Consider the following 24,584-nt stretch of genomic DNA (forward strand, 5'->3'; position numbering starts at 1 on the left):
TGTCATGCCGGTGAGCAACGATTTGTTCAAATCGCCGACGAAGGTGATAAAAGTGCAGGTCAGAGGCTTGTTCTGACCGTGTCGACATATTTGTTTCCGGCGCCGGACTTTAGCATGCGTTCCCTTGTTTTCCGAGTTTTCACACGAGAGTATTGCGCTCTCTGCGGCAAGTAGGTTATTTCTTGGGAATCCCGCTGAAAGATCGCCGAACCCGGCGAGGTTCGACCAGCCCCAGCCGAACAGGAGGTCCGCCGGTGAGTCATGCGACGGCGCGCACGCGGGTACTCGGCGTCAACCCGCTCGGACGTCCGGATCCGGGGCTGGCGGCCGCCGTCGCCAGGGGTGGCGGTCTCGGGATCGTCGAGATCGGGTCCATAGTGGACGGAGCCTTCCCGTTCGGCGTCCGGATCCCGGCCGGCCGCACCGTGCGGGACGAAGAAGTGCGGGAAAGCGGCGCGGGGCTCGTGCTGCTGGCCGAGGGGGCGGTCTGGCGGGGCAGGGCCGGCCTCCCCGTGCTGGCCGAGGTGACCGGCGTCGAGCAGGCCGTCCGGATGCTCGACGCCGGCGCCTCCGGTCTGGTCGCGAAGGGAGCCGAAGCGGGAGGCTCCGATCTCACCACGTTCGTCCTGCTGCAGCGGTTGCTGGCGAGGTTCGGCGGGGACGTCCCGGTGTGGGCGTACGGGGCCATCGGGCCGCGCACCGCGGTGGCCGCGATCGCGGGCGGCGCGGCGGGTGTGGTGCTCGACGGGCTCGGCCTGTTCCCGGAGGCAGACGTGCCCGAGGCGGTCCGGAACGAACTCGTCAGGGCGGACGACGGGCTCAGCGCGTTGTTCGCGAACCGCTTCGAGGACGCGGAAAGCGCTGTCCGTTCGGTCGTGCGGTCGCTCGCGGCGCCGCCGGCGATCCCCTCGGACCAAGGCGTACGGCTGTGCCGCACGCTGGGGACCCGGCTGCCGGTCGTGCAGGGACCGATGACGCGGGTGAGCGATCAGCCCGGTTTCGCCGCCGCGGTCGCCGCGCACGACGGCTTCCCGTTCGTCGCGGTGGCCACCGCGAACGGCGCCAAGACCACCGAACTGCTCGGCCGCACCGCCGAAGCGCTCGGTGACCGGCCTTGGGGAGCGGGCATCCTCGGCTTCGTCCCGGAGGCACTGCGCGCCGAACAGCTCGCGGCGATCCGGGCGGCCCGCCCGCGCTGCGTGCTGATCGCGGGCGGCAAACCCGCGCAGGCCAAAGCGCTGGAGGCCGAGGGTATCGCGACGTTCCTCCACGTGCCGTCGCCGATCCTGCTGCGCCAGTTCCTCGACGCCGGGATCCGCCGGTTCGTCTTCGAGGGCGCCGAATGCGGCGGGCACATCGGCCCTCGGTCGAGTTTCGTGCTGTGGGAGCAGCAGCTGGACGTCCTGCGCGAACACGGCGCCGATAGCGTCGAGGTCCTGTTCGCGGGCGGGATCCACGACGCCCGCTCCGCCGCCATGGTCTCGGCGATGGCGGAGCCCCTGCGCGGCGGTGTCGGCGTCCTGATGGGCACCGCGTACCTGTTCACCGAGGAAGCCGTGACCCACGGCGCCATCACCGAGACCTTCCAGGACCGCGTGCTCGACGCCGGGTCGACGGTCACCCTGGAGACCGCGCCCGGCCACCTCACCCGCTGCCTGCCCAGCCCGTACACCGACGAGTTCGCCGCGCTGAAGGCCGGGCTCCGCGCGGACGGCGTCCCGCCGCAGGAGGCCTGGCAGCGGCTGGAGGAGCTGAACACCGGGCGGCTGCGGATCGCGAGCAAGGGCATCCGGCGGGAAGGCGACGCGCTCGTCGAGGTCGACACGCTCGGTCAGCTCGCCGAGGGGATGTACATGGCGGGACAGGTCACCGTCCTGCGCGAGGACCGCACCGACATCGCCGCCCTGCACCGGGAAGTCACCGAAGGCGCGGCGGAACTGCTCGCCGCCCGCGTGCCCCTCGAAGAGTCCGCTGTGGACGGTGACATCGCGATCGTCGGGATGGCCTGCGTTTTCCCCGGAGCGCCCGACCTCCCGGCCTTCTGGTCGAACGTCCTGCACGGCGCGGACGCCGTCACCGAGGTGCCGGATCAGCGCTGGGACACGGAGATCTACGCGGACCAGTCGACGTCCAAATGGGGCGGTTTCCTGCCGAAGGTCGACTTCGACCCGCTCGCGTACGGCATCCCGCCCAAGTCGATGGGCAGTATCGACCCCGCCCAGCTGGTGTCCCTGCAGACGGCGCGCCGTGCCCTCGAAGACGCGGGCTACGGCGACGGAGGCTTCGACCGTGAGCGCACCAGCGTCATCTTCGGCGCCGAAGCCGGGGGAGACCTGGCGAACGCCGGAGTCCTGCGCGCGCTGCTTCCCAGCTATCTCGAAGACGTCCCGGAAGAACTCCTCGCGCAGTTGCCGGAGCTGACCGAGGACTCGTTCCCCGGCACGCTCGCCAACGTCATCTCCGGCCGGATCGCCAACCGGCTCGACCTCGGTGGCACCAACTACACCGTGGACGCCGCGTGCGGTTCCTCCCTGGCCGCGCTGGACCTCGCGGTGAAGGAACTGCGGGCGGGCACGAGCTCGATGGTCCTGTGCGGCGCCGTCGATCTGCACAACGGAGTGAACGACTACCTCATGTTCACCTCGGCCGGTGCCCTGTCGCCGACCGGGCGGTGCCGTCCGTTCGACGCGTCGGCGGACGGGATCGCGCTCGGCGAGGGCGTCGCGTGCCTCGTGCTCAAGCGGCGGTCCGACGCCGAACGGGACGGCGACCGGGTCTACGCCGTGGTCAAGGGCGTCGGCGCCGCCAGCGACGGCAAGGCGCTCGGTCTCACCGCGCCGCGTCCGGAGGGGCAGCGGCGAGCCCTCGCGCGGGCCTATCGCGATGCCGGGGTGTCGCCGGCGGACGTCTCGCTGGTGGAGGCGCACGGCACCGGCACGGTCGTCGGCGACGCCACCGAACTGACCACGCTCACCGAATTCTTCCTCGCCGCGGGCGCCGGGCCGGGCAGCTGCGCGCTGGGTTCGGTGAAGAGCCAGATCGGGCACACGAAATGCGCCGCGGGGCTGGCGGGCCTGATGAAGGCGGCGCTGGCGCTGTGGCACGAGGTCGTGCCGCCGACGCTGCATCTGAGCAGGCCGAACCCCGCCTGGGACGCCGAGAGCAGTCCCTTCACCTTCTCCACCGGCGCCCGGCCGACGCCGGTTCCGCGCGGACGCGAGTTCGCCGGAGTGAGCGCGTTCGGGTTCGGTGGGACCAATTTCCACGCGGTGCTCGCCGCACCGGGCGTGCCGCCAGGACGGCGGCACGGCCCGCGTGACTGGGACGCCGAGCTGATCCTGCTTCGCGCCCCCGACGTGGACTCGGCTCGCGCGGCGCTGCGGGATCTGCTGGCGGCCAACGAAGGACGTCCGCTGCGGGAGATCGCCGCCCTCGCCGCCGAGCGAGGCGGATCCGGCCCAGTGCGGCTCGCGATCGTCGCGAGCGACCTCGCGGAACTGCGCGAAGCAGCCGAAGGCAGGGGCGGGTTCACCGCGGGCGCCAACGAGGCGGGCAAGGTCGCGTTCCTGTTCCCCGGACAGGGCAGCCAGCGGACGGGAATGCTGGCGGAGCTGTTCGTGCACTTCCCCGAACTGGCCGACGTCCTGAGGCTCGCCCCCGACGTCGCCGCGACCACGTTCCCGCCGCGCGCCTTCACCGAGGACGCCCGCACCGCGCAGGACGAGGCGCTCAAGGACACGCGGGTCGCCCAGCCCGCGCTCGGGCTCGTCGAATCGGCGGTCTGCCGGTTGCTCGCCGATCTCGGCGTCCGGCCGGATCTGCTGGCGGGGCACAGCTACGGCGAGCTGACCGCGCTGTCGGTCGCGGGCGCGTTCGACACCGCGACCTTGGTGGCGCTCAGCCGGGCGAGGGCCCGCTCGATCGCCGAGGTCGCGGGCGCCGACCCGGGCGCGATGGCCGCGGTGAAGGCGTCCCGTGACGAACTGGCCGCCGCCCTCGACCATCCGGACGTCGTACTGGCCAACCACAACGCGCCGGGCCAGACCGTCCTTTCCGGACCGACGGCCGCCATCGAGGAGGCGGTCCGCGAACTGCGGGCACAGGGCATCGGCGCAAAACGGATCCCGGTCGCCTGCGCCTTCCACAGCCCGCTGGTGGCCGGGGCGAGCGATGTGTTCGCCGTCGATCTCGACAACGCCGAGATCGGTGACCCGGCGCCGCCGGTGTGGTCGAACCGCACCGCGCGGCCGTACGAAACAGGCACGGTTCGTGCCGAGCTCGCCGCGCAGATCGGCTCGCCGGTGCGCTTCGTGGATCTGATCGAGGACATGTACGCGGCGGGCGCGCGCACGTTCGTCGAGGCGGGCCCGGGGCAGGTGCTTTCCCGGCTGGCCAAGGAGATCCTCGGCGACCGTCCGCATACCGTGATCGCTTGCGACCCCGGTGGCCCGGGGCTGCGCGGGTTCCTCACCGCGCTCGCGCGCCTGGCGCTCACCGGCGTCGACGTGCGCACCGAACGGCTCTTCCGCGGCCGGGTCCGTGTCGGCCCGCTTCCCCGGCCCGCCTGGACCGTGGACGGCCAGACCGTCCGCGCGCCCGGCGGCGAGGTCCCCGCCCATGGGCTCGTGCCCGCCCGACGAATCCCGAGGACGACCATGAACCAGCCCGCGCCCGGTCGTGACCAGGCCGTCGTCGAATTCCTCCGTACCAGCCGCGAACTGCTGGCGGCGCAACGGGACGTGATGCTGGGATACCTCGGCACCGCGCCGCTCGCCCCCGCTCCGGTTCAGCCGCCGGTCGTGCCTGCCTTGCTGCCGCCGGTCGAAGCCACGGTCGCCGTGGCCGCACCGGTCACCGAGCCGGAACCGGTCGCGGAGGCCCCGGAGGTCGCTGTCACGGATGTCCTGGCCACCGTGATCGGCGCGATCAGCGAACGCACCGGCTATCCGGCCGAGATGATCGACGCCGATCTCGATCTGGAAGCGGATCTTTCCATCGACTCGATCAAACGCACCGAGATAGCGGGCTCGCTGCTCGCGAAACTCGGCCTCTCCGGCCGGGTGCACGACGACGCCCAGGACCAGCTCAGCCGCGACCGGACGGCGAGCGCGCTGGCCGCACGGCTGCGGAAGTGGCTCGAACCGGCCGCTCCGGTCGCCGTGGCGGCGACCCCCGACGAGGCCCCGGCCGGCACCGCGCCCGGCCGGTACCTGCTCGACCGGGTGTCCGCGCCGCTCGGCACACCCGACCTCGCCAAGGTGACCGGAAAAACGGTCTCGGTGAGTTTCGAGCCCGGCCAGGAGGAACTGGCCGAGTCGGTCCGCGCGGTGTTCACCGAGGCGGGTGCCCTGCCCGCCGAGCGGGAGGCCGACGTCCTCGTCGTGCTGAATCCCTTGTCGGAGGCCGAAGAGCCGGTCGCGGCGCAGGTGTTCGGTCTTGTCAAGAGCGCTAAGGGCGCGGTGGTCGTGGTGGCGAGGACGGGCGCCGGGCACACCGCCGGGTTGCGCGGTCTCGTCCGCGCGGCGGCGCGGGAACGGAGCGAGCCGACCAGGCTGGTCGAGCTGGAGTCCACAGTGGACCTCGCGCGGATCGTGCTGGAAGAGGCGATCGCCGACGGGCCGTCCGCCGTCCGTTACGACACCGCGGGGCGTGCGGCGTTCGAGCCTTCCGCGGGTCCGCTCGGTTCGGTCGCCTATGCGGGCGCAGGCCCCGGCGGGGGAGAGGTCAAGGCGCTCGGCCTCGACACGGATTCGGTACTGCTGCTGATCGGCGGCGCCCGCGGGATCACCGCGCGGGCGGCGGTCGCGCTGGCGGCGAGCGGATGCCGGATCGAACTGGCGGGCCGCACCCCATGGCCTGCCGAACCGGGCGACGAGGACCTTCCCGGTGACGCGCCGGGTATGCGTTCGGCGCTGGCCGCGCGTGGCGGTTCGCTGGCGGACATCGAACGCCGGGTGCGCACCGTGCTGGCCCAGCGTGAGATCGCGCGGACGCTCGACCAGATCGGCGCGGCGGGCGGTACCGCGGCGTACCGGTCGCTCGACGTGCGCGACGCGGCCGCGGTCCGGCAGGTGGTCAAGGATCTGCACACGCGATACGGCCGCATCGACGGCGTCGTCCACGCGGCCGGGGTGATCGACGACAAGCTGATGACCGACAAGGACGAGCAGTCGTTCCGCACGGTCTACGGGACCAAAGTGGACGGTGCGCGGGCACTGCTCGACGCGCTGGAGCACTTCGGTGTGCGGCCCGGGTTCGTGACGTTCTTCGGCAGTATCTCCGCGGTGCTGGGAAACCGGGGTCAGACCGACTACGCGGCCGCCAACGACGCGCTCGAAACCCTCGGCGAGCAGTGGGCGGAACGCACCGGCTGCCGGGCGCTGACCGTCCATTGGGGACCATGGGCGCCCTCGGACGATCACGCGGGAATGGTGTCACCGGAGCTCGCACGTGAATACGAGCGCCGCGAGGTGGCGCTGATCGATCCGGACGAAGGCACCGCCGCGCTCCTGCGCGAGCTTGCCTACGGCCCGGCCGATGTCCGCTCGGTGCTGTACACGGCGTCGCTGTGGTGAACCAGGAGCCGGTCGCGATCGTCGGGATGGGCGTCTTCCTTCCCGGCTCGTCCACTGTGGACGAATATTGGCAGAACATCGTTTCGGGTACCGACGCGATCACCGAGATCCCGCCCCACCGCTGGGACCCGAGCTTCCACGACGGTGACGGCCGCACGCCGGACCGCACCTACGGCAGGCGCGGCGGGTTCGTCGCCGACAGCCTGGACTTCGACGCGACGTCGCTCGGCATCGCGCCCAGCACCGTCGCCGGGATGGAACCGGACCAGCTGGTCGCGCTCGCCGTGGCAGCCGCCGCGGTCGAGGACGCCGGCGGCCTGCGACGGCTGGGCGACCTCGAACGCGTCGGCGTGATCCTCGGCAGAGGCGGCTATCTCTCGCCCGGGCTCCAGCGGTTCGACCAGCGGGTCCGGTCGGTCCGCCAGATCACCGGCGCCGTCCGGGATCTCCTGCCGTCGGCGCGTCCGGAGATGCTCGACCGGCTCCGGGACGCGCTGCTGGAGCCGCTGGGCGAGTTCCGGCCGGACACCGCGATCGGGCTGGTGCCGAACCTCGCCGCGTCGCGGGTCGCCAACCGGCTGGACCTCGGCGGCCCCGCGTACACGGTGGACGCGGCCTGCGCCTCCTCGCTGCTCGCCGTGGACCAGGCGATCGGCGAACTCGCCCGCCGCCGCTGTGACGTCGTGCTGGCCGGCGGCGTGCACCACTGCCACGACGACACGCTCTGGTCGATGTTCACCCAGCTCGGCGCCCTGTCGCCGAGCCAGCGGATCAGCCCGTTCTCGCGCGACGCGGACGGTCTCCTGATCGGCGAGGGCACCGCGATGGTCGTACTGAAACGGTTCTACGACGCGCGCCGCGACGGCGACCGGGTGTACGCGGTGCTGCGCGGTTCGGGGACGTCGAGCGACGGGAAGGGCGCGAGCCTGCTCAGCCCGGCCGTCGCCGGTCAGACGCTGGCCCTGCGGCGCGCGTGGGCGTCGGCGGGGCTCGATCCCGCCGCGCCCGGCTCGCTCGGCCTGCTGGAGGCGCATGGGACGGCGACCCCGGCCGGGGACGCCGCCGAACTGGCCACCCTCGCCGAGGTGTTCGGCCCGCCGGACGGGCCCCGCGCGGCGATCGGCGCGGTGAAGGCGATGATCGGGCACACCATGCCGACCGCCGGTGCCGCCGGTCTGGTCAAGGCGGCGCTCGCCCTGCACCACGCGATCCTGCCGCCGACCCTGAACTGCGCCGACCCGAGTCCGCTGCTGGACAAGACCCGTTTCCGCACCCTGGCCGACGCCGAGCGGTGGCGCTCGGGCGACGTTCCTCGCCGGGCGGCGGTCAACGCCTTCGGGTTCGGCGGCGTCAACGCGCACGTGGTGCTGGAGGAGGCCGACCCGGCGCCTTCACGGCCGAGGCGGGCTAAGGTGTCCGGGGAGCCCGAGCGGGTCCTGCTGCTCGCGGCGTCCACCCCGGACGAACTACGCGCCCTGCTCGATCGCCCGGATCCGGAGTCCGGCGGGCATGGCCCGTGCCGGATCGGGATCGTCGGGCCGACCGGAAAGCGGCTCGAAGTCGCGCGGCGGGTGCTGGCGAAGGTGGCGGCCGAAGGTGGTTCCTGGCACGGGCCCAACGACATCTGGTGCACGACGGCGCCCTTGCTGGACCAGGCCGGGGCGAAGACCGCGTTCGTCTACCCGGGACTGGAAGCGGACGCGGAACCGCGTTGTGCCGACGTCGCCCGGCATTTCGGCCTGGACCGGCCGGAATGGTCGACGGCGAGTGTGCTCGCGCGCGCGTCGAGTGTGTCCCAGGTCGGGCTGCTGCTCGACGCCGCGCTCCGGCGGCTCGCCATCAAACCGGATCTGCTCGCCGGGCACAGTGTCGGCGAATGGACCGCGATGCAGGCCGCCGGGATGTACCCCGGGCAGTCCACAGAGGACATGCTGAACCGGTACTGGCCGCAGGGATTCACGCTGCCGGACGCCGAGTTCCTCGTGCTCGGCTGTTCCGCGGAGCGGGCGGAGGCACTGCTCGCGGCCGAACCGGAGCTGATGATCTCCCACGAGAACGCGCCGCGGCAGACGATCGTCTGTGGTGACCCGGCCGCGGCGGCCCGGCTGGCGAAACTGTGCACCCAGCACGGCGTCGTCGCCAGGACCCTGCCGTTCCGGTCCGGGTTCCACACCCCGCTGATGCGGTCCAGGCTCGGCCCGTTCACCCGGCTCGCGGCCGAACTGGACCTGAAGCCGCCGCGGGTTCCGGTCTGGTCGGCGACCACGGCCCGGCCGTATCCCGCCGATCCGGTGGAGGTCCGCGAGCTGTACCTGGCCCATCTGGTGCGCAAGGTCCGGTTCCGGGAACTCGTCGACGCGCTCTACGCCGACGGCGCGCGGGTCTTCGTGCAGGCGGGCGCAGGGCAGCTCGGTTCGTTCGTGTCGGACACGCTGGGCTCGCGGCCGCACCTGGTCATTCCCGCCTCCTCCGGAACGAGGGCGGGCCTGGCCCAGCTGCGCCGGGTCGCCACCGCGGTCTGGGTGGAGGGCGGACGGCCCGCGTTCGACGCGCTGGAGCCGCACCGGACCCGGATCGACACGGCGGGCACGTTGCTCGCGGTCGAAGGCGACGCCAAGGGCATGTTCGCGGGTGCCGGTGACGTGCCCGAACTGGCCGGCGGCATCCCGGACGCGATCGTCGCGGAATTCACCGCGCTGCTCGCGGAGACCCGGCAGGCCGCGGCGAGTGTGGTCAACGCGGCGGCACGGCGAACCGTCGAGTCCACTGTGGACGTATCGGTCGCGACGATGCCGTATCTGGTCGATCACCGGTTCTTCCGCCAGCGCGAGAACTGGCCGGAGGAGGCGGACTTCCGGCCCACCGTGCCCGCGACGACGCTGGTGGACCTGGCCTGCCGGGAAGCGGAACGGGCCTGGCCGGGCACGGTCGCGACGGGCGTGAGCAACGCGGCGTTCTCCCGGTGGCTGATCGCCGCCCCGGCGGTGCGGGTGCCGCTTTCGATGACCCGCGAAGGCGACCGGATCAGTGTCCAAATCGGACCGCACGCCAGTATGGACGTCCACCTGGCGCAGCGTTATCCCACGGCTCCACGGCCGTCTCCGCCGCCGGGACCGGAAACGGCGCCGCCGTTGAGCGCCGCCGAGATCTACACCCGCCGCGAGATGTTCCACGGCCCCGCGTACCAAGGGCTCGACAAGCTCATCGGACTGGGCGAGCGGCATATCCGCGGCGACCTCGTCGTGCCGTCCGCGCCCGGCGCGCTGCTGGACAACGTCGGCCAGCTGCTGGGCTGCTGGCTGATGGCGACCAAGGCGGACGCGCTGCTGGCGTTCCCGACCTCGATGGGCCGGATCACCTGGTACGGACCGGAACCGGCGCCGGGTACCAAGCTGCGCTGCGTGGTCCGGGTCCGGCTGCCGCGGCCGGACGTACTGGAGATGGACGCGGAACTGGTGCGGGGCGGCGCCGTGCTGGCCCGGATCGAACAGTGGCGGGACATCCGGTTCCCGTGCGACCGGCCCGCCCACCGGGTCTACGCCTTCCCGGACCGGCACCGGCTTTCCGAGGACCACCACGGCGGCTGGACGGTGGTCACCGACCGGTGGCCGAGCCCCGCCGCAAGGGACATCTACGCCGGCATCTACCTCGGCGCGGAGGAACGCGCCGAGTTCGCCGCCTGCGCGCCGCGACGGCAGCGCGGCTGGCTGCTGGAGCGGATCGCGATCAAGGACGCGGTCCGCGCGAAACTCGGCCTGGACGGCGTCTACCCGGCGGAACTCCGCGTGAGCGCCGACGGGACGAGGGTCACCGGGCTGCACGGCCGGGTCGTGCCGCCGCTGGCCGTGGCCGTCGCGTCGGCAGGCGAAGTCGCGGTCGCGCTGGTCAGGGAAGAGACCGCGACGCCACCCCGGATCGCGGTCCGGGCCGAAGGCGAGCTGGCCGGGCTGGCCGAGGAGATCGGTATCGGGGCGGAATTCGCCGGAATCCCCGGGCACGTGGTGGCCTGGAACCGCGGGTAGCAAAAGGAGCAGAGCATGACCATCGAACAGCAGAGCCCGGCGTCGGTCTTCGGCACCGTGGCCGAGTTGCTGAAGGAACTGGTCGGGGACACCGACGTCCTCGGCATCGAGATCACCCCGCGGACCACCTTCCACGAGGATCTCGGACTGGAGAGCATCGACCTGGTGACCTTCGCGAGCATCCTCGCCGAGTTCTACGGCGAGGACGTCAACCTCGCGGAGTTCCTGGCGGAGAAGGACCTCGACGACGTGATCGGGCTCCGCGTCGGCGACATCGCCGACTACGTGGCCGCCCGCCTCGGCGAACGGGGCTGAGCCGGTGCCGACCATGACCGTCAACGGGCTGCGCACCAACGTGCAGCTCGTACCCGGCGGGGGCACGGAGACCGTCGTGTTCCTGCACGGGATGGGCACCGACAGCCTGGCGAGCTTCTACCTCACGCTGGCCCCGCCGGTCGCCGCCGCCGGGGTGGACGTGATCAGCTACGACCTGCGCGGGCACGGCAAGACCGAACGGCCCGAACGCGGGTACACGATCGCGGATTTCGTCGCCGACCTCGACGACCTGCTCGACCAGCTCGACCTCGACCGGCCCGTGCACCTGGTCGGGAACAGTTTCGGCGGCACGCTCGCCTACAGCTACGCCGTGGCGAAACCGGAACGGGTGCGCAGCATCGTGTGCATCGAATCGGAGCCCGCCACCGAACTGTGGGCGGGCAAGATGTCGCAGATCCTCGAACACACCGTGCGGTTCTTGAAGGTGGAGGAGAGCTTCGATTGGATCGAGGCCAACTACAGCGCGCATCACCGGCGGCTGGCGAGAATGGCGGCCGAGCGGATCATGTCCACGTCGATGGCCGAGGAGGTCCCGCTCGGACCCTTGCTGACCCTGGACCAGGTGGCCGGGATCGGCTGCCCCGTACTGTCCATTTTGGGCAGTCACGGCTATCAGGCCGACGATCTCACCGCGCTGACCTCGTTGCTGCCCCGCGGCGAGCTGCACGTGTTCGAGGGCCAAGGGCATTCGGTGCTCGTCGAGCAGCACCGCGAGGTCCGGGAGCTGCTGCTGAAGTGGATCGACCGGCACGGGAGGCCGCGCGGATGAAGTACCTGCTGGTCGTCCCGCCGCTCACCGGTCATGTCGCGCCGTTGCGCGCGGTGGCCGCCGAGCTGGTGGGCCGCGGCCACGACGTCGCCTGGTGCGGTCCGGAGCCCACGACGTCCGAACTGACGCGGGCGGGCCGGGTGTACGCGGCGGGGGACGCGCTGGAGTTCGCCGTCGAGCGGCGTCCCGAAGGCCTGCGCGGGTTCGCGGCGCTGAAGTACCTGTGGGAGCAGTACCTGGTTCCGCTCGCGGACGCGATGGTCCCCGGGGTCGAGAAGGCGGTGGAGGCGTTCCGGCCCGACGTCGTGCTCGCCGATCAGCAGGCTTTCGCGGGCGCGCTCGTGGCGAGCCGCCGTTCGTTGCCGTGGGTTACGTCGGCGTCGACGTCCACCGAACTCGGCGATCCGCTGGGCGCCATGCCGAAGATCGCCGCCTGGGTCGACGGACTGCAGGAGGGCCTCCGCGCTCGGCACCGGGTTTCGTGCGGCGACCTGCGGTTCTCGCCGGAGCTCATCCTGGCGTTCACCACCGTGTCCCTGACGGGCCCGATCGCCGACGTCGGCGCGGTCCGGTTCGTCGGCCCCGCGCTGGCTCCCGCGCCGCCGGTGGGTTTCTCGTGGGACCGGCTCGACGGCCGCCCGCTCGTCATCGCCACCCTCGGCACCGCCAACGCCGCCCTCGGCCGCCGGTTCCTGTCCGAATGCGCCGACGCCCTCGCCGGGATGCCGGACGTCCAGGGTCTCGTCGTCGACCCGACCGGCGAACTGCTCAGCGACGAAGTACTGGTCGTCAAGCGGATCCCGCAGGCGGAAGTGGTGCGGAAAGCCGCGGCCGTGATCTGTCACGGCGGGCACAACACCGTCAGCGAGACCCTGGCTTCCGGGCTGCCGCTGGTGATCGCGCCGATCCGGGACGACCAGTCCATGCTGGCGCAACAGGTCGAGACGGCGGGCGCCGGGCTGCGGCTGCGTTTCGACCGCGCGAAGGCGCCCGACATCCGCCGCACGGTCACCGAAGTGCTGACCGAGCCCGCCTACGCCGCGGCGGCCGCACGGGTGCGGGCCTCGTTCGCGGCGGCCGGGGGAGTCGTGGCCGCCGCGGACCACCTGGAGTCCCTGCCGCGTTGACCGACCTGAAACTCCGAACTCGCGTGTTTGGAGCCGTAACTCGCGAGTTACGCCTCCAATCACGCGAGATACGCCCCTGATCACGCGAGTGCGGAGTTTCAGGTCATCGGGGTGACGTCCCGTGGCGTCCGGAAGGTCCGGGCCGCGATCCACCCGCCGGCCGCCGCGGCCACGGCGGCGATCGCCAGCGACACCGGGATCGACCAGCCCGACGGACGCCCGAGAGCGAGCGCCCTGGTCGCGTCGATCGCGTAGGTGAGCGGGTTGAGCGCCGAGACCACCCGCAGCCAGGACGGCATCGTCTCCAGGGGCATGTACGCGCTGGAGGAGAACATCAGCGGGAACATGACCACGAACGACGCCATCTGCAGGGTTTCGGCCTTGCGCAGCCAGGTCGTGATGGCGACGAAGATCCAGCTCAGGCACCAGCCGACGACGAGCGTGAGCAGCAGCGCCGCGGTGATGCCGAAAACGCCGCCGGTCGGCCGGAAACCCAGCAGTACCACGCTGGCGAGCGCGGTCACGAGCAGTTGCACGGCGAGCCGGGCGGAATCCGAGATGGTGCGTGCCACCAGGACGGCGGAAAGGCTGATGGGCATGCACCGGAGACGTCCGGTGAATCCGCTGTAGATCTCCGCGAGCAGGCCGGCGCCCGAACTCATCGCCGTGGTCATCGCGATGTTCACCAGTGTCGCCGGGACGAGGAAGTTCACGTATCCCTGATACGCCGCGACGCCGGGCAGCGTGCTGACCCCGTTGAAGACCTGGCTGAACAGCAGGAGCAGCACGATCGGTTGGAGCAGACCGAAGAACACCAGACGACGGTCGCCGAACGCCGTCTTCAATGAGCGGACCGCGAGCACCCGGACCTGGGTGGCGAAAGTGCTCGGCGGCCAGGTCGCCGGATTGGTCAGCACCGGTTGCGACGGCGCGCGGTGCCGTGCCTCGGTCATGGCGCGGCCGCCGGATTCCGGTGCAGTGAAAGGTAGACGTCGTCGAGGGTCGGCTCGGCGACGGTGAGGTCCTTCATCGGTGCGCCCGCCGCGTCGAGTGCGCGGACCAGCACCGTGATGTCGGCGGGCCCGGACAGCGCGACACCGATCACCAGCCCGGAGGCCGACGTCGTACAGCCCATGCCGAGCCGGTTCAGCGCGCCCAGCGCCCGGCGGGCGGCCAGGTCGGTGCCGAAGGTCAGCGTCGCGGTCCTTTCCCCGAGCCGTGCCTTCAGCTCCGACGGCCGCCCGGAAACCGTGACGTGCCCGAGCCCCAGCACGATGACGTGATCCGCCAGTCTGTCCGCCTCCTCGAGGTACTGCGTGGTGAGCACGACGGTGGTGCCGCGCGCGGCGAGCCGTTCGACGCCGTCCCAGAGCCCCGCCCGGCTGAGCGGATCGAGCCCGGTGGTCGGTTCGTCGAGGAAGAGGACGTCGGGAGAGCCGACCAGGCCCGCGGCCAGATCGAGCCGTCGTCGCATCCCGCCGGAGTACGTCCGCGCGGGCCGGTCCGCCGCGTCGTCGAGGCCGAACATGGCGAGCAGTTCGGCCGCGCGGGCCTTGGCCTGTCGCCGGTTCGCGCCCAGCAGCCTGGCGACGAGTTCGAGGTTGCCGCGGCCGGAAAGCGCGTCGTCGACCGCCGCGAACTGGCCGGTGACGCCGATCCGCCGCCGGACGTGATGGCCGGCGCGCACGACGTCGAAACCGCACACCTTCGCGCTTCCGCCGGTCGGTTTGACGCGGGTGCTGAGAATGTCGATCAGTGTCGTCTTGCCCGCGCCGTTGTGGCCGAGCACCGCGAGCACGGTGCCGCGGCCGACCCGGAGACTGACGCCGGCGAGGGCCGTCACTTCACCGTAGTGCTTGGCGAGGCCGGTCACCTCGATGGCAGCCTGCTCCATCCGCCGAACGTAGCGGTGTTTTCGGTGCGGCCGCAATGAAAGCGAGAGGACTCAGGGTGTGCGTGACAATTCCGCGGCCGCGGCGGCTGACGGGGGTGACAAAAGCGAACAGGTGCGGAAAGTGCTGGGTCTCGTGAGTGGCAAGGACGGTTAGAACCGTCATTACCACTCACGAGACACAAGGCAAAACAGTTACGCCCATAACAACCTTGGCTCCTCCCTGGCACTCCATTATCGAATTACTTGTCTCCCTGATCTTCCGCCAGTAGCGTGCTGCACGAGTTGGCCGTTCGGCCGGAGAAGTAGAAGTGAGGAAGCCCGAATGTCAGTGATGACCGGGCGCGTTCCGCGCGCCTTCCTGTTCTCGGCGGAGCCGGGACCGGAGGCGCTTTCCCCGGCTTCCGTCCACGGATGCGGAGCCTGACGATGGCCAATCCAGTCGCCCTGCTCGCCCGCGCGCCGGAGAAGGCCGCCGCCGGGCTTCGCGAATTCGGCCGCATGTGCGCCATGGGGATCGACGTCGTCCTCGCGATGTTCCGCCGTCCGGTGCAGGTCCGCGAGTTCATCCAGCAGTTCTGGTTCATCGCGAGTGTGTCGATCACCCCCGCGATCCTCGTGTCGATCCCGTTCGGCGCGGTCATCTCGCTGCAGCTGGGTTCGCTCACGAGCCAGATCGGCGCGCAGCAGTTCAACGGCGCGGCGAGCGTCCTCGCGGTGGTGCAGCAGGCAAGCCCGATCGTGACCACGTTGATCATCGCGGGAGCGGGCGGGTCGGCGATCTGCGCCGATCTGGGCGCCCGCTCCATCCGCGAGGAGATCGACGCGATGGAGGTACTCGGCGTCTCGCCGATCCACCGGCTGATCGTGCCCCGTGTGCAGGCCGCCATCGCCGTTTCGGTACTGCTGAACGGTTTGGTCAGCGTCGTCGGCGTGCTCGGCGGCTACTTCTTCAACGTCATCGTGCAGGGCGGCACCCCGGGCGCGTACCTCGCGAGTTTCAACGCGCTGGCCCAGCTGCCCGACCTCGTGATCAGCTCGATCAAGGCGTTCATCTTCGGTTTCCTCGCCGGTGTCGTCGCGGCCTACCGGGGGCTGAATCCCCGTGGCGGTCCCAAAGGCGTCGGTGACGTCGTCAACCAGTCGGTGGTGATCACGTTCCTGCTCCTGTTCTTCGTCAACACGATCCTGACCGCGCTGTACCTGCAGCTCGTCCCGGCGAAGGGAACCTGATCCCGTGACCAGCGTCCCCGACCGGGCCCGCGAGGCGTTCAAACGCCCCGGCAACAGTCTTTTCGAGCTGGGCGACCAGTTGCTGTTCTACATCCGCGCGCTCGCGGCGATCCCGATGGCCGTCACCCGCTACTTCCGCGAAGTGGTGCGCCTGCTCGCCGAGGTGACCTTCGGCAGCGGGGCGCTCGCGGTGATCGGCGGCACCGTCGGCGTGATGGTCGGCCTGTGCGTGTTCACCGGGATCACGGTGGGGTTGCAGGGTTTCAGCGCACTGAACCAGATCAACATCTCCGCGATGACCGGCTTCCTCACCGCGTACTTCAACACCCGCGAGATCGCGCCGCTCTCGGCGGGGCTCGCGTTGTCCGCGACGGTCGGCGCCGGGTTCACCGCGCAACTGGGCGCCATGCGGATCTCGGAGGAGATCGACGCGCTCGAAGTGATGGCCGTGCGCAGCATGCCGTACCTCGTCACCACCCGGATCGTGGCCGGTTTCATCGCGATCATCCCGCTCTACGTGATCGGCCTGCTGATCTCGTACCTTGGCTCGCGGGTGACGACGGTGGTCTTCTTCGGACAGTCCGGCGGGACCTACGACCACTACTTCTCCCTGTTCTTGCCTCCTGAAGACGTGTTGTGGTCGTTCGGCAAGGTGCTCGTGTTCAGTGTCGGCGTCATCCTCACGCACTGCTTCTACGGTTATCGGGCCGCGGGTGGCCCGGCCGGGGTCGGGGTCGCGGTCGGTCGTGCCGTGCGGACGTCGATCGTGCTGATCAGCGTCCTCGATCTCTTTCTCAGCCTGGCGATCTGGGGCGCGACCACGACGGTGAAGGTGTCCGGATGAGCGCGCGGGCACGGACACAGGCGGCCGGGGTGATCTTCCTCGTCATCCTGGTGCTGCTCGGCTGGCTCGCCGTCGCCATCTTCAACAAGGACTTCGAGCGGGCGGAGCTGGTCACGCTCAAGACCGACCGGGTCGGCAACCAGCTGGCCCCGCCCGCCGAGGTCAAGGTCCGTGGCGTGCCGTTCGGCGAGGTCAGGGCCGTCCGGGGTACCGCGGACGGCGCGGAGATCGATCTGGCGATCGACCCGGCGAAGATCGATCAGCTGCCGCGCAACGTCTCGGCGAGGCTGCTGCCGAAGACCGTGTTCGGCGAGCGTTACGTCAACCTCGTGCTCCCGGAGCGGCCCGCCGGTGGATCGCTGCGGGACGGCGACGTCATCGGTCAGGACAGGTCGGCCAACGCGATCGAACTGGAACGCGTCCTCGGCGACCTGCTGCCCCTGCTGCGGGCCGTGCAGCCGCAGAAGCTGAACAGTTCACTGGGCGCGATCTCACTCGCGCTCGACAACCGAGGGAAGTCCTTGGGGGACAGCATCGTCCAGCTCAACGACCTGCTCAACCAGGTGAACCCGTTGATGCCGCAGTTCAAGGCCGACGTCAGCGGTCTCGCCGACGTGGCGGACCTGTACACCGGCGCGGCGCCGGACATTCTCAAGGCCCTCTCGGATCTCTCCACGACCGCGAAGACCATTGTGGACACTCGCGCGGACCTCGACAAGCTGTACACGAGCGTCACCACCGCGAGCGGCGATCTGAACAAATTCCTGGTGCAGAACAAGGACAACATCATCGGTGTCAGTGTGAAGAGCAGGCCGACCCTGGAACTGCTGTCCCGGTACTCACCCCAATTCCCCTGCCTGTTCGACGCGGTCAACCGGCTCAAACCGGTGATGGAGAAGGCCTTGGGCAAGGGCACCGGTGAACCCGGGCTGCACGTGACGCTGTCCGTCCACGACCCGCGCGACAAGTACGTGCCGGGCCGGGACGATCCGCGGTTCGACCAGAAGGGCGGGCCGCGCTGCTATGGCGGGGGAGGGGGCCGGGGAGGGGGCGAGATCGCCTCGGCGGTCGCGTTCGCCGCCGATGGGGACCTCGGTCCGGCCAATTCGAAGGGGGAGCGGGGGCTGGTCGCCGAGATCCTGGCGCCGTCGCTCGGGATGAAGCCGGCCGAGGTCCCGGACTGGAGCAGCGTGCTCGTGGGCCCGGCGTTACGCGGTACGGAGGTGACCGTCCGATGAGGAGTGTCGCGGGCCCGGCGATCAAGGGCCTGATCTTCTTCGTGATCACCGCGGTGGCGACCGGGATCCTGGCGATCACCATCGCCAACTCCGGGGTCGGCACGACGGTCGGCTACACCGCGAGGTTCACCGACGCCACCTCGGTCAACCCCGGCGACGAGGTCCGGATGTCCGGTGTCCGCATCGGCCAGGTGGATTCGGTCGGGGTGGTCGAGCGGCGGCTGGCGGACGTGCGGTTCTCGATCGAGAACAAGCGCCGTCTCACCTCCGGCGCCACGGTCACCATCAGGTACCGCAACCTCGTCGGCCAGCGCTACCTGTCGATCGACCCGGGCCCCGACGGGCCTGCCGTGCTGGAGGAAGGCGCGCTGATCCCGCCGGAGCGGACCCATCCGGCGCTGGATCTCACCGCGTTGTTCAACGGGTTCAAACCGCTGTTCCAGGCGCTTTCGCCGAGCGACGTCAACCAGCTGTCGTTCGAGATCGTCCAGGTGCTGCAGGGCGAGGGGAGCACCATCGACAGCCTCATCGAGCACACCGCGTCGCTCACGAACACCCTGGCCGGCAAGGACCAGGTGATCGGCCAGGTGATCGGGAACCTCAACACGGTGCTCGACACGCTCAACTCGCAGGGCGACCAGTTCGACAAGCTCGTGGACGTCACCGCGCAGCTGGTCTCCGGACTCGCCGGCGACGCGAAACCGATCGGGCAGGCGATCGGCGGGCTCGGCGAGCTCACCACGGCCACCGCCGATCTGCTCCAGGACGGCCGCGCGCCGTTGAAGGACAGCATCAACACGCTCGGGGACCTGTCGAAGAACCTCGCCGACAACACCCCGGTGTTCGAGCAGTTCCTGGCGAATCTCCCCAAGAAGCTGGACCGCATGGGCGCGATGGTCTCGTACGGTTCGTGGTTCAACTTCTACCTGTGCTCGGTGAAATCGGACGCGCCGCCCGCGCCCGGCGGCCCGCCGGTCGGTATCCCGCTGACCCAGGGACGGTGCCGATGAAAGCGCCGAGGATCAAACCCTTCCGCAGCCGCAACCCCATCGTCGTCGGCGCCATCACGGCCCTGCTGATGACGATCACGGGGTCGGCGGTGTTCTTCTCCGACGATCTCCCGCTGATCGGCGGCGGCACCACGTACGCGGCGGAGTTCACCGAAGCGGCCGGGCTCAAACGCAACGACGAGGTCCGCGTCGCCGGGGTGAAGGTCGGGGAGGTCTCCGACGTCCTGCTGGACGGCGCCAAGGTCAAGGTCCTGTTCCGGGTCAAGGACACCTGGGTCGGGAACCGCACCACCGCGGCGATCAAGATCAAAACCCTGCTGGGGCAGAAGAATCTGGTCCTCGATCCGGTCGGCAACGCGGAACTGGACCCGGACGAGCCGATCCCGGTGCAGCGCACGAGTTCCCCGTACGACGTCACGACCGTCTTCAACGACCTCGCGAACACGGTGGGCGCGATCGACACCGATCAGCTGGCGAAGGCGTTCGGCACGCTGTCGGAAACCCTCGGTGCTTCCACCCCGCAGGACGTCCGGACCGCTTTCGACGGCATCACCGCGCTGTCCAAGACGCTCGCTTCCCGGGATCAGGAGCTGGTGAAGCTGTTCGCGAACACGAACAAGGTGTCCAAGACGCTCGGTGACCGCTCGCAGCAGATCGAGGCGCTGATCCGCGACGGCAACACGCTGCTCACGGAGCTGAACGCGCGCAAGGACGCCATCGCGAAACTGTTCAGCGGGGTGAAGAACCTGTCGATCCAGCTCAAGGGACTGGTCGCGGACAACCAGAAGACCCTCGGTCCCGCGCTCGACCAGCTCGACCGCGTCGCCACCGTGCTGCTGCGCAATCAGGACAAGCTCAACGAGAGCCTGCGGCTGGCCGGCCCCTTCTACCGGCTGCTCGGCAACGCGGTCGGCAACGGCCGGTGGATCGACACCTACATCTGCGGGCTCGTCCCGACCGGCGGCACGCCGGGCAGCTGCATGCCTTCGAGGCAAGGGGGACGCTGATGGGACGCCACTTCACGCTGACCGATCTCGGCGCCCACGCGCGACGGCGGGCCTGGCTGCGGCGGCTCGCGGTCGCCGTCGTCGCGGGTCTGCTGGTGACGGCCGCGTGGCCGCTGCTGACCAGGCAGGCCGACCGCGTGGTGACCGGATTCTTCACCGCGACCGTCGGCGTGTACCCGAACACCGAGGTGCGGGTGCTCGGCGTGCCGATCGGTTCGGTCACCAAGGTCGAACCACGCGGGACGAACGTCGAGGTGACCATGACGGTGCGGCCGGACGTCAAACTGCCCGCGGACGTCGGCGCCGTCGTGATCACGCCGAGCCTGGTCGCCGACCGGTACGTGCAGCTCACCCCGGTGTACCTCGGCGGACCGGAGCTGGACGGCGACGCGCGGATCCCGCCCGAGCGCACCGTCACCCCGGTCGAGGTCGACGAGCTCCTGGGCAGTCTCAACCAGTTGATGACCGCGCTGGGACCGAAGGGCGCCAACCGGGACGGCGCGGTCAGCGACGTCCTCACCAAGGCCGCGACCTATCTCGACGGCAACGGCGGCAAACTCGGCGAGGCGATCAAGAACCTCGGCGAGTTCGCCAGGACGGCGAGCGACTCCAAGGACGATCTGTTCAACTCGATCGACAACATCAGCAAGTTCACCGCGATGCTCGCCGCGAACGACGGCAAGGTGAAACAGGCGATCCAGCAGATCTCCTCGCTCAGCAAGATCCTCGCCGATCAGCGGGACCAGTTCTCCGGCGCGATGACCGAACTCACCGAGGCGCTCAGCGTCGTGCAGGGTTTCATCAAGGACAACCGGGGCAAGGTGAAGTCCGATGTGGACAAACTCGCCGAGATCACGAAGCTGCTGAGCCAGCAGAAGGCCTCTTTGAGCGAAGCACTCGACGCCGCGCCGAACGCGCTGGCGAACGTGCTCGGCGCGTACAACCAGGGCGCGGGAACGCTGGACGGGCGAGGGAACATCACCGAATTCTCGGGGGCGAAATGAAAACCCGGATCGCTGCCGTACTCGTCCTGGTGCTGGCCGCCACCGGCTGTGGCGACGGGGTCGACGTCTACGACATCCCGCTGCCGGGCGGGGCCGCGCTGGGGGACCGCCCAATCCACGTCACGGCGAGTTTCACCAACGTGCTGGACCTCGTGCCCCAGTCCGGGGTGAAGGTCAACGACGTCCCGGTCGGGCAGGTGCGGACGGTCGATCTGGCGCCGGACGGCCGCAGCGCGATCGTCGGTCTCGTCCTCAACGGTGACGTGAACCTGCCCGCCAACGCCGTCGCGCGGCTTCGACAGGCGAGCATCCTCGGAGAGAAGTTCGTCGAGCTCGCGCCTCCGCCAGAGGGGACCCCGGCCGGGCGGCTGGCCGACGGCGCGGTGATCCCGCTGGCCAGTTCTTCGCTGACCCCGGAGATCGAGGAGGTCTTCGGCGCGCTCTCCCTGCTGCTCAACGGCGGCGGTGTCGCGCAGGTGCAGAACATCACCCGTGAACTCAACGACGCGCTCGGCGGCAAGGAGAGCGCGGCACGCAGCCTTCTGTCCAATTTGGACGTGTTCGTGCGCGGGCTGGACGAGCACAAGGCGGAGATCACCCGCGCCATCGAGAGCGTCAACAAGCTCGCGGCGACCTTGAACGCGAACACCGAAGAGATCAAGGCGACGTTGAACGGCCTCACCCCCGGGATCGAGGTCCTGAACCAGCAGCGTCAGGCGCTGGTCGGGATGCTGAAGTCGTTGGACGGGCTCACGTCGGTCGCGGTCGACACGGTGAATCGCAGCAAGGACGACCTCGTCGCCGACCTCAAGGCGCTCGAACCGTTGCTGCGGAAACTGGCCGAATCCGGGGACAAGCTGCCGAAGGCGATGGAGATGATCTTCACCTTCCCGTTCCCGGACGCCGCGCTCGAGGCCATCCGCGGTGATTACCTGAACACGTTCCTGACCTTCAAGAACAGTGGTGGCCGCTGATGTTGACCAAGTTCGTCCGCGTGCAGCTGGTGGTCTTCGTGGTCATCGCGGTCCTCGGCGTCGCGTACGTCGGCGCGACGTACGCGGGGCTGGACAAACTGGTCCTCGATCGCGGGTACACCGTCAAGGTGCGGCTCGCCACCGGCGGCGGCATCTTCAGCAACGCCGAGGTCACCTATCGGGGTGTGCCGATCGGCAGGGTCGGCGAACTGCGGCTGACCGCCTCCGGGATGGAGGTGGACCTCGAAATCGAGCCGGGCGGCCCGGAGGTGCCCGCGGACACCGAAGCCGTCGTCGCCAACCGATCCGCCGTCGGCGAGCAGTACGTCGACCTGCGCCCGCGCCGCGACAACGGAGCCATGCTGCGGGACGGTTCGGTGATCGCGGAGGCGGACACGAAGATCCCGCTGCCCGTGGACGTGGTTCTGTCCAGTGTGGACTCGTTCGCGAACTCGGTGCCGAAGCCGGCCCTGCGGACCGTGGTCGACGAGCTGTACAACGCGACTTCCGACGCGGGACCGGCGCTGGACCAGCTCGTCGGCAGGGGGATCGAGTTCGTGCGGGAGGCGAGCGCGCACGTCGGGCCGCTGACCAGGTTCGTGACCGACGCGCAGACCGTGCTCGACACCCAGGTTTCGCAAGCGGAGGCCATCCGTTCGTTCGGCGCGAACGCGAAACTGCTCGCCGCGACGTTGAAGAGCTCCGACGGCGATCTGCGCCGGCTGATCCCGGCCGTGCCGGCGGCCGCGAACGAGATCAGCACGCTGCTGCGGGAGACCGGCCCGAGCCTCGGCATCCTGCTGGCGAACCTGCTGACCACCGCGGACGTGCTGGAAACCCGGCAGGACGGCATCGAGCAATTGCTGGTCACCGCGCCGAAAGCGGTCGCCGCCGGGCACGCGATCATGGGGCCGGACGGTGCGCACGTCGGCCTCTCGCTGACGTTCTTCGATCCGCCGCCGTGCGCCACCGGTTACGGGACCGGCTATCGCGACGGACTCGACACTTCGCCGCGTCCGCTGAACACCGCGGCGCGCTGTGCCCTGCCGAAGGGCAACCCGACGAACGTGCGCGGCTCGCAGAACGTGCCCAGGAGGTGAAGGCCATGACCCGATTCGCCGCATTTCTCGCCGCCGTCGCCACCGCGGCGGCGGCCTGGTTCGGCTACTCGTGGTGGGACGCGAGCCACGACGACGGCGTCGCGCGGGCCACGGTCCGCGACGAGGCCTTGCAGGCGGGCAGGCAGTCGGTCGCCGCACTGACCACTTTGGACTACCGGCAGGCGGAGCAGGGCTACCAGAACTGGCTGAACCTGTCCGGCGGCGCGCTGCACGAAGAGCTGGCGCGGGACAGGGAAGGCGGCCTCGGCCGGATCGGCCAGGCGAAGACCGTCACCACCGGCCGGGTCGTCGACGCCGCGGTGACCGAAGTGGACAGTGGCGGCGGGACGGCCGAGGTGATCGCTTCGGTCGAACTCGAGGTGCGGCCCGAAGGCGGGGAACCCGTGACCAAGCACAACCGGTTCCGCGTCGGCCTGAACCGGACACCGGACGGATGGCGCGTCACGTCACTCGGCCAGGTGCCGGTGACCGACACCGGAAAGCCCTGACGGAGGACGCGATGACCACGAAACGAGCCGACAAACCGGCGCGGCGCGCGGTGAAGGTGGCCGGGAAGATGGGCGGGAGCACCCGGGTTCTCGAAGCTCCTGCCGAGGAAACCGTTGCCGAGGAGACTCCTGAGGCGCCGGTCGTCGTTCCGGTGCGGCGGGGAGCGATGGTGTTCGGCGCGGTCGCGCTGGTGATGGCGGGCCTCGCGGGGTGGTTCGCGATCGAAGCGAGGGACACGACGGCGGCGCTGGCGCACAACACCGCGCTGACCGACGTCGCCACCACCGCGGAAGTGAGCGACCAGATCGGCAAGGCGCTCGGCACGGTGTTCTCCTACCGCTACGACGACCCCGCCAAGAGCGAGCAAGCCGCCAAAGCGGTCCTCACCGGGCCGGCGCTGGGACAGTACGACCAGCTGTTCGCGCAGGTCCGGGGTCTCGCGGCGGAGCAGAAACTGGTCGTGACCTCGACCGCGGTGGTCTCGGGCGTCAAGGTCCTCGACGGGGACCGGGCGTCGCTGCTGGTGTTCCTCGACCAGACCGGTGTGCGCGGGGACGGGCAGCGCAGTACGGGCGCGGCTCAGCTGAGCGTCAGCGCGGAACGGGCCGAGGGGAAGTGGCGGATCACAGCTCTCGCGGCCGCCTGACGCGGCCGGAAGTACGTGAAGGCCCCCTTCCTTGCGCCTAACGCAAGGAAGGGGGCCTTCACGTACTTCCGGCTTCTGAGGTCAGGTGTCGCGCCTGGCGAGAGGGCCGCGAAAGCCACTTTCGCGACACCCGCCGTCCAGCCAGGCACCCTCTTGCTCCCCCCCGGTACCAGAAAGTCCGTGAAGGCCTCCTTGAGGGACCCAGAGTCCCTACCGTTTGCCGTCACCGAGGTTAGCGGGCTGCGCGCTAGCGAATGATCTAAAATGAGCACCCCGCAAATCAGGTGGAATCTCGAAA

Annotated in this window: 17 protein-coding genes; 15 read left to right on the forward strand and 2 right to left on the reverse strand. The window is 70.2% G+C overall.

All coding sequences use genetic code 11. The annotated features are described in order from the left end of the window. The first annotated feature begins 254 nt into the window (after positions 1-254). Genes ACFWIW_RS25145 through ACFWIW_RS25165 form a run of 5 tightly spaced genes read left to right on the forward strand, consistent with a single transcriptional unit; the run spans position 255 to position 12,829 of the window. Positions 255-6,575 (forward strand): SDR family NAD(P)-dependent oxidoreductase, encoded by a 6,321-nt coding sequence (locus tag ACFWIW_RS25145; protein ID WP_378370685.1) that lies wholly within the window; start codon positions 255-257, stop codon positions 6,573-6,575. Then, the gene (locus ACFWIW_RS25150) at positions 6,569-10,597 is read left to right on the forward strand and encodes a beta-ketoacyl synthase N-terminal-like domain-containing protein (protein WP_378370686.1); all 4,029 of its coding nucleotides are present in this window, start codon (positions 6,569-6,571) and stop codon (positions 10,595-10,597) included. Before ACFWIW_RS25145 ends, ACFWIW_RS25150 begins: the two co-directional genes overlap by 7 nt. Before the next feature lie 15 nt (positions 10,598-10,612). Beyond that, positions 10,613-10,912 (forward strand): phosphopantetheine-binding protein, encoded by a 300-nt coding sequence (locus ACFWIW_RS25155; RefSeq protein WP_378370687.1) that lies wholly within the window; start codon positions 10,613-10,615, stop codon positions 10,910-10,912. Between the two features lie 4 nt (positions 10,913-10,916). Then, positions 10,917-11,702 carry an alpha/beta fold hydrolase gene (locus ACFWIW_RS25160; protein ID WP_240592960.1) on the forward strand — a complete coding sequence of 262 codons (786 nt, stop codon included), beginning with the start codon at positions 10,917-10,919 and terminating at the stop codon, positions 11,700-11,702. Next, the gene (locus ACFWIW_RS25165) at positions 11,699-12,829 is read left to right on the forward strand and encodes a glycosyltransferase (RefSeq protein WP_378370706.1); all 1,131 of its coding nucleotides are present in this window, start codon (positions 11,699-11,701) and stop codon (positions 12,827-12,829) included. Before ACFWIW_RS25160 ends, ACFWIW_RS25165 begins: the two co-directional genes overlap by 4 nt. 98 nt (positions 12,830-12,927) lie before the next feature. Here ACFWIW_RS25165 and ACFWIW_RS25170 read toward each other — a convergent pair whose 3' ends face one another. Then, positions 12,928-13,782 (reverse strand): ABC transporter permease, encoded by an 855-nt coding sequence (locus tag ACFWIW_RS25170; RefSeq protein ID WP_378370688.1) that lies wholly within the window; start codon positions 13,780-13,782, stop codon positions 12,928-12,930. Continuing rightward, complete coding sequence (locus tag ACFWIW_RS25175) at positions 13,779-14,723, reverse strand: ATP-binding cassette domain-containing protein (protein ID WP_378370689.1); 945 nt, start codon at positions 14,721-14,723, stop codon at positions 13,779-13,781. The genes ACFWIW_RS25170 and ACFWIW_RS25175 overlap by 4 nt, the downstream gene beginning before the upstream one ends. A 426-nt stretch (positions 14,724-15,149) precedes the next feature. Between ACFWIW_RS25175 and ACFWIW_RS25180 the strand changes: the two genes are divergently transcribed. From ACFWIW_RS25180 to ACFWIW_RS25225, 10 genes are read left to right on the forward strand one after another with little or no spacing between them, the layout of a single operon-like run. After that, positions 15,150-15,953, forward strand: a complete 804-nt coding sequence (locus ACFWIW_RS25180) for an MlaE family ABC transporter permease (RefSeq protein ID WP_378370690.1) — start codon at positions 15,150-15,152, stop codon at positions 15,951-15,953. Between the two features lie 4 nt (positions 15,954-15,957). Next, positions 15,958-16,797 (forward strand): MlaE family ABC transporter permease, encoded by an 840-nt coding sequence (locus tag ACFWIW_RS25185; RefSeq protein WP_378370691.1) that lies wholly within the window; start codon positions 15,958-15,960, stop codon positions 16,795-16,797. After that, a complete protein-coding gene (locus tag ACFWIW_RS25190) occupies positions 16,794-18,035 on the forward strand; it encodes an MCE family protein (RefSeq protein WP_378370692.1) in 1,242 nt (413 codons plus the stop codon). Before ACFWIW_RS25185 ends, ACFWIW_RS25190 begins: the two co-directional genes overlap by 4 nt. Then, positions 18,032-19,045 (forward strand): MCE family protein, encoded by a 1,014-nt coding sequence (locus ACFWIW_RS25195; RefSeq protein ID WP_378370693.1) that lies wholly within the window; start codon positions 18,032-18,034, stop codon positions 19,043-19,045. The genes ACFWIW_RS25190 and ACFWIW_RS25195 overlap by 4 nt, the downstream gene beginning before the upstream one ends. Then, positions 19,042-20,052 (forward strand): MCE family protein, encoded by a 1,011-nt coding sequence (locus tag ACFWIW_RS25200; RefSeq protein ID WP_378370694.1) that lies wholly within the window; start codon positions 19,042-19,044, stop codon positions 20,050-20,052. Before ACFWIW_RS25195 ends, ACFWIW_RS25200 begins: the two co-directional genes overlap by 4 nt. Next, positions 20,052-21,056 (forward strand): MCE family protein, encoded by a 1,005-nt coding sequence (locus ACFWIW_RS25205; protein ID WP_378370695.1) that lies wholly within the window; start codon positions 20,052-20,054, stop codon positions 21,054-21,056. The genes ACFWIW_RS25200 and ACFWIW_RS25205 overlap by 1 nt, the downstream gene beginning before the upstream one ends. Next, positions 21,053-22,030, forward strand: a complete 978-nt coding sequence (locus ACFWIW_RS25210; protein ID WP_378370696.1) for an MCE family protein — start codon at positions 21,053-21,055, stop codon at positions 22,028-22,030. Before ACFWIW_RS25205 ends, ACFWIW_RS25210 begins: the two co-directional genes overlap by 4 nt. Continuing rightward, positions 22,030-23,130, forward strand: a complete 1,101-nt coding sequence (locus ACFWIW_RS25215; RefSeq protein ID WP_378370697.1) for an MCE family protein — start codon at positions 22,030-22,032, stop codon at positions 23,128-23,130. The genes ACFWIW_RS25210 and ACFWIW_RS25215 overlap by 1 nt, the downstream gene beginning before the upstream one ends. A gap of 5 nt (positions 23,131-23,135) precedes the next feature. Beyond that, the gene (locus tag ACFWIW_RS25220; RefSeq protein ID WP_378370698.1) at positions 23,136-23,639 is read left to right on the forward strand and encodes a hypothetical protein; all 504 of its coding nucleotides are present in this window, start codon (positions 23,136-23,138) and stop codon (positions 23,637-23,639) included. 11 nt (positions 23,640-23,650) lie between these two features. Then, positions 23,651-24,286: a hypothetical protein gene (locus tag ACFWIW_RS25225; protein WP_378370699.1), complete on the forward strand. Its 636-nt coding sequence runs from the start codon at positions 23,651-23,653 to the stop codon at positions 24,284-24,286. The last annotated feature ends 298 nt before the right edge of the window (positions 24,287-24,584 follow it).

This window comes from Amycolatopsis sp. NPDC058340 (assembly GCF_042723975.1).
Lineage (GTDB): Bacteria > Actinomycetota > Actinomycetes > Mycobacteriales > Pseudonocardiaceae > Amycolatopsis.